The 10,757-nt window shown below is 59.1% G+C and carries 8 protein-coding genes and 1 tRNA gene; all 9 read right to left on the bottom strand.

The features are described 5' to 3' along the window. The coding region (gene rpoC, locus ACOYNB_RS13880) for a DNA-directed RNA polymerase subunit beta' (protein WP_422839588.1) at nt 1-2,360 on the bottom strand (2,360 nt) is incomplete at its 3' end. A 23-nt stretch (nt 2,361-2,383) separates the two neighbouring features. Continuing rightward, a complete protein-coding gene (gene rpoB, locus ACOYNB_RS13875) occupies nt 2,384-6,511 on the bottom strand; it encodes a DNA-directed RNA polymerase subunit beta (protein ID WP_422839587.1) in 4,128 nt (1,375 codons plus the stop codon). A 347-nt stretch (nt 6,512-6,858) separates the two neighbouring features. After that, nucleotides 6,859-7,236 (bottom strand): 50S ribosomal protein L7/L12, encoded by a 378-nt coding sequence (rplL, locus tag ACOYNB_RS13870; RefSeq protein ID WP_374258032.1) that lies wholly within the window; start codon nt 7,234-7,236, stop codon nt 6,859-6,861. Nucleotides 7,237-7,294: 58 nt separating this feature from the next. Further along, the gene (gene rplJ, locus ACOYNB_RS13865; protein WP_374258034.1) at nt 7,295-7,819 is read right to left on the bottom strand and encodes a 50S ribosomal protein L10; all 525 of its coding nucleotides are present in this window, start codon (nt 7,817-7,819) and stop codon (nt 7,295-7,297) included. Between the two features lie 312 nt (nt 7,820-8,131). Continuing rightward, complete coding sequence (rplA, locus tag ACOYNB_RS13860; RefSeq protein WP_374258036.1) at nt 8,132-8,827, bottom strand: 50S ribosomal protein L1; 696 nt, start codon at nt 8,825-8,827, stop codon at nt 8,132-8,134. 2 nt (nt 8,828-8,829) lie between these two features. Next, a complete protein-coding gene (rplK, locus tag ACOYNB_RS13855) occupies nt 8,830-9,261 on the bottom strand; it encodes a 50S ribosomal protein L11 (protein WP_374258037.1) in 432 nt (143 codons plus the stop codon). A 294-nt stretch (nt 9,262-9,555) separates the two neighbouring features. Then, nucleotides 9,556-10,119 carry a transcription termination/antitermination protein NusG gene (gene nusG / locus ACOYNB_RS13850; RefSeq protein WP_374258039.1) on the bottom strand — a complete coding sequence of 188 codons (564 nt, stop codon included), beginning with the start codon at nt 10,117-10,119 and terminating at the stop codon, nt 9,556-9,558. 31 nt (nt 10,120-10,150) lie between these two features. Continuing rightward, nucleotides 10,151-10,534, bottom strand: coding sequence for a preprotein translocase subunit SecE (gene secE, locus ACOYNB_RS13845; protein ID WP_374258041.1), 384 nt, complete (start codon nt 10,532-10,534; stop codon nt 10,151-10,153). A 78-nt stretch (nt 10,535-10,612) separates the two neighbouring features. Continuing rightward, nucleotides 10,613-10,688, bottom strand: a tRNA-Trp gene (locus tag ACOYNB_RS13840). Between the last annotated feature and the right edge of the window lie 69 nt (nt 10,689-10,757).

The raw sequence follows: 10,757 nt of genomic DNA, 5'->3' as shown, positions 1-10,757 counted from the left end.
AACGCCGTATCCGCCAGACCCTTACGGGCACCGTGGGTGGAGATGAAGTACTGCAGAACGTTCAGACCTTCACGGAAGTTTGCAGTAATCGGTGTCTCGATGATGGAGCCGTCAGGCTTGGCCATCAGACCCCGCATACCGGCCAGCTGGCGGATCTGCGCTGCCGAACCACGGGCACCGGAGTCGGCCATCATGTAAATCGAGTTGAACGATTCCTGATCGACTTCGTTGCCGTTGCGGTCGATGGTCTTCTGCTTGGACAGCTGCTGCATCATGACCTTACCGACTTCGTCGCCGGTCTTGCCCCAGATGTCCACCACCTTGTTGTAGCGCTCGCCAGCGGTCACCAGACCGGAGACGTACTGCTGTTCGATTTCCTTGACTTCCTTCTCGGCGCGCTCGATCAACTCGTACTTCTGCTTGGGCACCAGCATGTCATCGATGCCGATGGAGATGCCGGCGCGCGTGGCCAGACGGAAGCCGTTTTGCAGCAGCTTGTCAGCCAGCACCACGGTTTCCTTGAGACCGCACTTGCGGAAGGACGTGTTGATCAGACGAGAGATTTCCTTCTTCTTGAGCGCCTTGTTGATGTTCGCAAAAGGCAGGCCCTTGGGCAGGATTTCGCTCAGCAGCGCACGACCGACCGTGGTTTCCACCAACTTGGTCTCGGGGATGAACTCGCCCGTTTCCTTGTTTTTGGTGTATTCCGTCAGACGGACGTTGATCTTGGCGGTGATTTCGACCACACCGTTGTCCAGCGCGCGCTGCACTTCGGCGATGTCGGAGAACACCATGCCTTCGCCCTTGCCATTGATGCGCTCGCGGGTCGCGTAGTACAGACCCAGCACCACGTCTTGCGACGGCACGATGGAAGGTTCGCCGTTGGCAGGGAACAGCACGTTATTGGAGGCCAGCATCAAGGTGCGGGCTTCCATCTGTGCTTCGATGGACAGCGGCACGTGAACAGCCATCTGGTCACCGTCGAAGTCGGCGTTGAAGGCCGCGCAAACCAGCGGGTGCAGCTGAATGGCCTTGCCTTCGATCAGCACAGGCTCGAACGCCTGGATGCCCAAACGGTGCAGCGTCGGCGCACGGTTCAGCATCACGGGGTGTTCCTTGATGACCTCTTCCAGGATGTCCCACACCACGGGCGTACCGGCTTCGACTTCCTTCTTGGCAGCCTTGATGGTCGTGGCGATGCCCATCGCTTCGAGACGAGCGAAGATGAAAGGCTTGAACAACTCCAGGGCCATCAGCTTGGGCAGACCGCACTGGTGCAGCTTCAGGGTCGGGCCCACGGTGATCACGGAACGACCGGAGTAGTCGACGCGCTTACCCAGCAAGTTCTGACGGAAGCGACCGCTCTTACCCTTGATCATGTCGGCCAGCGACTTCAGGGCACGCTTGTTCGCACCGGTCATGGCCTTGCCACGACGGCCGTTGTCCAGCAGCGAGTCCACAGCTTCCTGCAGCATGCGCTTTTCGTTGCGCACGATGATTTCAGGGGCCTTCAACTCCAGCAGACGAGCCAGACGGTTGTTCCGGTTGATAACGCGACGATACAGATCGTTCAGGTCGGAGGTCGCAAAGCGGCCACCATCCAGTGGCACCAAAGGACGCAGATCGGGCGGCAGCACAGGCAGCACGTCCATCACCATCCAGTTGGGCTTGATGCCGGACTTCTTGAAGGCTTCCATCACCTTCAGGCGCTTGGAATTCTTCTTGACCTTCAACTCGGAGCCGGTCATGTCGTTGCGCAGACGGTCGATCTCGACGTCGAGATCCATGTCGGCCAGCAACTTCTGGATGCCTTCGGCGCCCATCAGGGCCTCGAACTCATCACCGTACTCGGCGCGCTTCGCGTCGTAGTCGTCTTCCGACATGATGCTGAACTTCTTCAGCGGGGTCATGCCAGGGTCCACCACGACGTATGCTTCAAAGTACAGCACGCGTTCGATGTCACGCAGGGTCATGTCCAGCACCAGGCCCAAGCGCGAAGGCAGGGACTTCAGGAACCAGATGTGCGCGCAAGGAGCGGCCAGTTCGATGTGACCCATGCGGTCACGACGAACCTTGGTCTGGGTGACTTCAACGCCGCACTTTTCGCAGATGACACCGCGGTGCTTCAGGCGCTTGTACTTGCCGCACAAGCACTCGTAGTCCTTGATCGGGCCAAAGATCTTGGCGCAGAACAGGCCGTCACGCTCAGGCTTGAACGTACGGTAGTTGATGGTTTCAGGCTTCTTGACCTCACCGAAAGACCACGAACGGATCTTTTCGGGAGAGGCCAGACCAATCTTGATGGCATCGAAATGCTCATCAGGAGTGAATTGCTTGAACAGGTCCAGCAAACCTTTCATGGGGGGCTCTCCTATTCCTAAAATCAGTTGCGTTCCAGTTCGATGTCGATGCCCAAGGAACGGATTTCCTTGACCAACACATTGAACGATTCGGGCATGCCAGCGTCGATGGAGTGCTCGCCCTTGACGATGTTCTCGTAGACCTTGGTACGGCCATTGACGTCATCGGACTTGACGGTGAGCATTTCCTGCAGCACGTACGACGCGCCGTAGGCTTCCAGGGCCCACACTTCCATTTCACCGAAACGCTGACCACCGAACTGAGCCTTACCACCCAGCGGCTGCTGCGTGACCAAGCTGTAAGGACCGGTGGAACGGGCGTGCATCTTGTCGTCGACCAAGTGGTGCAGCTTCAGGATGTGCATGTAGCCCACGGTGGTGGCACGTTCGAACGCGTCACCGGTGCGGCCGTCATACAGCTGAGCCTGCGTACGGGTCGGCGTGAGGCCCTTCGCCTTGGCGATGTCAGCCGGGTAGGCCAACTGCAGCATGGCGCGGATTTCTTCTTCCTTGGCACCGTCGAACACGGGGGTCGCGAACGGCACCCCCTTGGACAGGTTGTCTGCCATTTCCAGAATCTCGGTGTCAGAGAAGGAGTCCAGATCTTCCTTCTTGCCGCCGGACTGGTTGTACAGCTCGTCCATGAACTTGCGCAGCTCGGCAGCAGCAGCTTCTTGCTGCAGCATGTTGCCGATGCGCTGACCAATGCCCTTCGCAGCCCAGCCCAAGTGCACTTCCAGCACCTGACCCACGTTCATACGAGAAGGCACACCCAGCGGGTTCAGCACGATGTCGCACGGCGTTCCGTCGGCCATGTAAGGCATGTCTTCGATCGGAACGATCTTCGAGACCACACCCTTGTTACCGTGACGGCCGGCCATCTTGTCACCAGGCTGCAGACGACGCTTGACGGCCAGGTGAACCTTGACCATCTTCAGCACGCCAGCGGGCAACTCGTCGCCTTGCGTCAACTTGCGGCGCTTCTCTTCGAAGGCCAGATCGAAGCTGTGACGGGTTTGCTCCAGCGCGTTCTTGATCGACTCGAGCTGGTTGGCCAGTTCGCCGTCTTCAGGACGGATGTCGAACCAGTGGAACTTGTCCACCGAAGCCAGGTAGGCCTCGTCCAGGGTTGTGCCCTTGGCCAGCTTGTTCGGGCCACCATTGGCGACCTTGCCGATCAGCAGCTTCTTGATACGGTCGAAAGCATCGGCTTCCACGATACGCAGCTGGTCGTTCAGGTCCAGGCGGAAGCGCTTCAGTTCATCGTCGATGATCTGTTGAGCGCGCTTGTCACGCTGGATGCCTTCACGGGTGAAGACCTGCACGTCGATCACGGTACCGGAGGTGCCTTGGTCCACACGCAGCGAGGTGTCCTTCACGTCGGACGCCTTCTCACCGAAGATGGCGCGCAGCAGCTTCTCTTCCGGCGTCAGGGTGGTTTCGCCCTTCGGCGTCACCTTACCGACCAGCACGTCGCCAGGACCAACTTCCGCACCGATGTACACGATGCCGGACTCGTCCAGACGGGCCAGTTGGTTTTCCGACAGGTTCGGAATGTCGCGTGTGATTTCTTCGGAGCCCAGCTTGGTGTCGCGGGCCATGACCACCAGTTCCTCGATGTGGATCGAGGTGTAGCGGTCGTCAGCCACGACGCGCTCGGAGATCATGATCGAGTCTTCGAAGTTGTAGCCGTTCCAGGGCATGAAGGCCACGAGCATGTTCTGACCCAGCGCCAATTCGCCCAGGTCGGTCGATGCACCGTCGGCCACCACGTCACCGGCACCCACCTTGTCGCCACGACGCACGATCGGACGCTGGTGAATGTTGGTGTTCTGGTTGGAACGTTGGTACTTGATCAGGTTGTAGATGTCGACACCGACTTCACCGGCCACGGTTTCCGCGTCGTTCACGCGAATCACCACACGGTTCGTGTCAACGTAGTCGACGATACCGCCACGCTTGGCGGTCACCACGGTACCCGAGTCCACGGCCGCCACACGCTCGACACCGGTACCGACCACGGCCTTTTCAGGGCGCAGCACAGGCACAGCCTGACGTTGCATGTTGGCGCCCATCAGCGCGCGGTTCGCGTCATCGTGCTCGAGGAACGGCACCAAAGAGGCCGCCACCGACACGATCTGGGTTGGCGCCACGTCCATGTACTGGATGCGCTCGGGCGAGGTCAACACGGATTCGCCATGCTCACGAGCCGACACCAGTTCGTCCGTCAGACGGCCTTCGGTATCCAGCGACGCGTTCGCCTGAGCGATGACGTACTTGCCTTCTTCGATCGCGGACAGGTAGTCGATCTGGTGGGTGGTCTTGCCATCCACCACGCGACGATACGGCGTCTCCAGGAAGCCGTATTCGTTCAGGCGGGCATACAGAGCCAGCGAGTTGATCAGACCGATGTTCGGACCTTCAGGCGTTTCGATTGGGCACACACGACCGTAGTGGGTGGGGTGCACGTCACGAACTTCAAAGCCTGCGCGTTCGCGAGTCAGACCGCCTGGGCCCAGAGCGGACACACGACGCTTGTGCGTGATTTCCGACAGCGGGTTGGTTTGGTCCATGAACTGCGACAGCTGCGACGCACCGAAGAACTCCTTCAAAGCCGCAGAGATGGGCTTGGAGTTGATCAGGTCGTGCGGCATCAGGGCTTCGGTTTCGGCCTGACCCAGACGTTCCTTCACAGCCTTCTCGATGCGAGCCAGACCGGAACGGTATTGGTTTTCAGCCAATTCGCCGACGCAACGCACGCGACGGTTACCCAAGTGATCGATGTCGTCCACTTCGCCGCGACCATTGCGCAGCTCGACCAGGATCTTCACGACGCGCAGGATGTCGTCGTTGGACAGGGTCATCGGACCGGTCGACGAATCAATGCCCACGCGAGCATTGAACTTCATGCGACCCACGCGCGACAGGTCGTACGTGTCTTCACTGTAGAACAGGCGCTGGAACAACGCTTGAACGGCGTCCTCGGTCGGAGGTTCGCCAGGACGCATCATGCGATAGATCGCGACGCGGGCAGCCAGCTCATCGGCGGTTTCATCGGTGGCCAGGGTCTGGCTGATGTAAGCGCCTTGATCCAGTTCATTCGTGAACAGGATTTCCAGGTCACGGATGCCGGCCGCGCGCAGCTTCTTCAGCAGCGACTCGGTCAGCTCTTCGTTGGCCTTGGCAATCAGTTCGCCCGTTTCGGGGTCGATCTGGTTCTTGGCCAGCACACGACCCAGCAGGAACTCTTCGGGCACGCTCAGGTGCGTGGTGCCGGACTGCTCCAGTTGGCGGGTGTGACGCGCGGTGATGCGCTTGTCCTTTTCGACGATGACGGCGCCGCTCTTGTCGACGATGTCGAAACGGGCCACTTCACCCTTGAAGCGCTCGGCCACGAAGGCCAGTTGCGCACCGGCGTCCATCAACTTCACATGATCGTACTGGAAGAAAGTTTCCAGGATCTGCTCGTTGTTCATGCCGATGGCCTTCAGCAGGGTCGTCACCGGCATCTTGCGGCGACGGTCCACGCGGAAGTACAGCAGGTCCTTCGGATCGAATTCGAAGTCCAGCCACGAGCCACGGTAAGGAATGATGCGAGCGCTGAACAGCAGCTTGCCCGACGAGTGGGTCTTGCCCTTGTCGTGCTCGAAGAACACGCCAGGCGAACGGTGCAGCTGCGACACGATGACGCGCTCGGTACCGTTGATGATGAAAGAACCATAGTCGGTCATCAGGGGCACTTCGCCCATGTAGACCTCTTGTTCCTTCACTTCCTTGACCACCTTCGACGAAGGCGTCGACGTTTCGCGGTCGTAAATGATCATCTGCAGACGTGCACGCACGGCAGATGCGAAGGTCAAGCCCCGCAGCTGACACTCGCGCTCATCGAACGCCGGCTTGGCGATGTTGTACTCGATGAACTTCATCTCGACGAAGCCATTGTGCGAAACAATGGGGAACGCCGAGAGGAAAGCGGCTTGCAGGCCTTCAGGCTTGCGTTGTTGGGGCGGGACGTCCTTCTGCAGGAAGGCGACGTACGAATCCTTCTGCATCGTCAGCAGATAGGGCACGTTCAAAACGCTGCCGCGCTTGCCAAAGCTCTTGCGAATCCGCTTGCGCTCGGTGTAGCTATAGGGGGTTGCTTGCGCCATAAACTCTCCGTTTCGGGCACCCAAAGGGGTGATCCCGCTTCGAATTCAAGCCATTTCCCGGCCAAGGAAATAGCCCGTTGTTCGGCGACTGGCCGTTCGGGCATTGCGCCCGAGGCTTGGTGGTTGGCCACTACCAACCGCTGGCAGACAACCAGGGCATTGCACCCCGGCTCGACCAAACCGGTTCTCCGCAGTCGGTTCAGAGAACACTCGAAAAGCCCACCAGTGTACTACCACTGTGGGCTTTCGACTGTTCTCAGGGAATTTGTCCCTGAGACACCAAAAGGCCACCCTTCGAAAAGGGCAGCCTCTTGAGCTGTCGAAGCGCGCACGAGGCGCGCCACGATTTACTTGAGCTCAGCCTTGGCGCCGGCTTCAACCAGCTTCTTGACTGCGGCTTCAGCGTCAGCCTTGGCAACGCCTTCCTTGACGTTCTTGGGAGCGCCGTCAACCAGATCCTTGGCTTCCTTCAGGCCCAGACCGGTGATTTCACGCACGGCCTTGATCACGCCAACCTTGTTGGCGCCAGCGTCGGTCAGAACGACGTTGAACTCGGTCTTCTCTTCAGCAGCAGCGGCACCAGCGGCAGCGCCACCAGCAGCAGGAGCAGCCATGGCGGCAGCGGACACGCCGAACTTCTCTTCGATGGCCTTAACCAGCTCGTTCAGTTCCATCACGGACATGCTGTCCAGGGCGGTCAGGAATGCGTCTTTATCGAATGCCATTTTGGGTTCCTAAAATCGGTTAGATATCAAATACGGTGTTGATTGCTCAAAGAGCACATCAAGCAGCAGGAGCTTCTTCAGCAGCAGCAGGAGCGCCGCCACCCTTTTGCTCGGACACTGCAGCCAGAACGCGAGCGAAGCCCGAGATCGGCGATTGCAGCAGACCGCAAATTTGGGCCAGCAGAACTTCCTTGCTGGGGATCGATGCCAGAGCCTTGACGCCGTTAGCGTCCAGAGCCTTGCCAGCGTATGCACCAGCCTTGATGACCAGCTTGTCATTGCCCTTGGCAAAGTCAGCGATCACCTTTGCTGCAGCCACGGCGTCTTCGGAGAAGCCGTAGATCAGCGGGCCGCTCATGCTCTCAGCAGCGACTTCAAATGGGGTGCCGGCAACAGCGCGACGTGCCAGGGTGTTCTTCAGAACGTGAAGATACACACCTTGGGCGCGAGCGTTCTTGCGCAGCTGATCCAGTTGAGCCACCGTGAGACCGCGGTACTCAGCCATCGCCAGCGTCTGCGACTTGCCCGCTTGGGCAGCCACTTCAGCGATGACGGCTTCTTTCTCGTTGCGATTGAGACTCAAGGTCTACTCCTTAAAACATGCCCCTCGGTGCGCATTCACAGGAACACGCACCTCCGGGCACACCCGGTTTCAGCGACCTTCTGCCTCGGAACCCAGCCTCGGATGAGACGTGGAAACCTTCAACAGCGGGTACGCCATCTGCGTAGGCGAACATTAAGCAATGCCCCAGCTGTACAAGCCTGCGACATCACGCCTACGGTCTTTGATAGCCTGAAGCGCCAAGGCGCTTCAGCCCACCAATTCTTGTCAAACCCTCACGCCAGACTCGCGAGAGGGCCGGCCGCGGCGTCAGCCACGGCAAGTTCGGGTCGATCAGCCAGCGATGCTGTTGACGTCGACGCGCACGCCGGTGCCCATGGTCGAGGACAGAGCGACCTTCTTCAGGTACACGCCCTTGCTCGAAGCAGGCTTCAGCTTGGTCAGTGCGTCCAGCAGAGCGGCCAGGTTGCCCTTCAGCTTGTCAGCTTCGAACGAACGGCGACCGATGGTGCCGTGGATGATGCCGGCCTTGTCAACGCGGAACTGGACTTGACCAGCCTTGGCGTTCTTGACAGCGGTGGCGACGTCAGGGGTCACGGTGCCGACCTTGGGGTTAGGCATCAGGCCGCGAGGACCCAGAACCGTACCCAGGGTACCGACGATACGCATCGTGTCGGGGGAAGCGATCACCACATCGAAGTTGATGTTGCCAGCCTTGACTTGCTCAGCCAGATCTTCCATGCCAACGACGTCGGCGCCAGCGGCCTTGGCTTCTTCAGCCTTGGCACCTTGGGCGAACACGGCGACGCGCTTGGTCTTGCCGGTGCCGTTAGGCATCACGACAGCGCCACGAACGACTTGGTCAGACTTCTTGGCATCCACGCCCAGTTGCACGGCGACGTCGATCGACTCGTCGAACTTTGCGGTGGCAGCTTCCTTGATCAGCGCGACGGCTTCGTCGAAGGAATACAGCTTGGTGGTTTCAACCTTGCCAGCGAAAGCTTGTTGACGCTTGGTCAGCTTAGCCATGATTACACACCCTCCACGATGATGCCCATCGAACGGGCGGAACCAGCGATCGTGCGCACAGCGGCGTCCAGATCGGCAGCGGTCAGGTCCTTCTGCTTGGTCTTGGCGATTTCTTCCAGCTGAGCACGTGTCAGCTTGCCAACCTTGTCAGATTGAGGACGGCTGGAGCCCTTCTCGATCTTGGCAGCCTTCTTCAGCAGAACGGTTGCAGGAGGCGTCTTGATGACAAACGTGAAGGACTTGTCAGCGTACGCCGTGATGACCACGGGCAGCTTCAGACCGGGCTCAACACCTTGAGTCTGGGCGTTGAACGCCTTACAGAACTCCATGATGTTCAGGCCGCGCTGACCCAGCGCGGGACCCACTGGTGGCGAGGGGTTAGCCTTACCAGCCGGGATTTGCAGCTTGATAAAGCCGATAATCTTCTTGGCCATGTTTTCTCCTTAGACCACCCGGCGGCCACGCCAGATGGTTGAGTGCAAACGCCCGGGACGACTCACGCCGCAAACCAGGCTCCTCGTGTCACTGTGTCGCCAGCGACTGAAAGCGGCAGTGTTTGGACTTTGGCCGGCCTACCGCACGCAATAAGCCATAGAAAGACCTCCTCACCACGGAGGAAAGCCTGCGATTCTAGTCCGAGGCCGCCGCACCTTGCAAGCAATTTGTGCGACAACCATGAAAAAAGGCCCGCGAGGGGCCTTTTGCATCCAGCCGTCAGTGCGGCCGGGTCAGATCTTTTCGACCTGATGAAAATCCAGCTCGACCGGTGTGGCACGACCGAAGATCGTGACCGACACACGAAGCTTGGACTTGTCGTAGTTGACTTCTTCGATCGAGCCATTGAAGTCCGTGAACGGGCCTTCCTTGACGCGAACGACTTCGCCCACTTCCCACTCGACCTTGGGACGCGGCTTTTCGATGCCCTCTTGCATCTGGTTGACGATCTTCATGACTTCGTCTTCCGAGATGGGCACCGGACGGTTCTTGGCACCGCCCACAAAACCCGTCACCTTGGAGGTGTTCTTGACCAAGTGCCAGGTGTCGTCGCTCATCACCATTTCCACCAGCACATAGCCAGGGAAGAAACGGCGCTCGGTCACCGACTTTTTGCCGTTCTTGACTTCAACGACTTCTTCGGTCGGCACCAGAATGCGACCGAACTGATCCTGCATGCCGGCGCGGTCAATGCGTTCACGCAGATTGCGCTCGACGGCCTTCTCCATACCGGAATAGGCGTGCACCACATACCAGCGCAACGGTGCGGTGGTGGGGGCGGTTTGAACGTCGCTCATGCTTCAGCCTCGTGTTGTTATTGCAGGAAGATCAATGCTTCCAGCCCAGAATGAGATCATAGAGAACCCATTCCAGTGTCTTGTCGGTCAACCACAGGAACAAGGCCATGACCACCACAAAGGCGAACACGTACAAAGTCATCTGCATGGCTTCAGGACGCGTAGGCCAAACCACCTTGCGCAACTCCTTGACGGAGTCTTGTCCGAATGCCACCAGCTCCTTACCCTGAACCGAGGTGAGGAACACGCCCACGGCAGCCGCCATCAACACCAGCAAGGCGATGATGCGCAACCACAAATCCTGCTTGCCCAGCAGGTAGAAGGCAGCCACACCACCCACAACCAACAGGCCGGCAGCAGCCAATTTGGCCTTGTCAGCACCCGAGGCAACGGTTTCGATTTGCGCGTTGGACATGAACGTGAAATTTGAGGCAGCAAAGCCCACAGACCATGCGATCTGCGGGCTGCTGTGTAACAGCGGTGGTTCAGTAGGTGGCAGGGGCAGTAGGAATCGAACCTACAACCTTCGGTTTTGGAGACCGACGCTCTGCCAATTGAGCTATACCCCTACGCCTGAAACCACATTACTCGATGATCTTGGCAACGACGCCGGCGCCGACGGTACGACCGCCTTCACG

Origin of the sequence: Aquabacterium sp., assembly GCF_049317225.1 — a bacterium.
In the GTDB taxonomy this organism is placed as follows: domain Bacteria; phylum Pseudomonadota; class Gammaproteobacteria; order Burkholderiales; family Burkholderiaceae_C; genus Aquabacterium.
The sequence above is the reverse complement of the archived record's forward strand: the minus strand, read 5'-3'. Positions and strand labels throughout refer to the sequence as shown.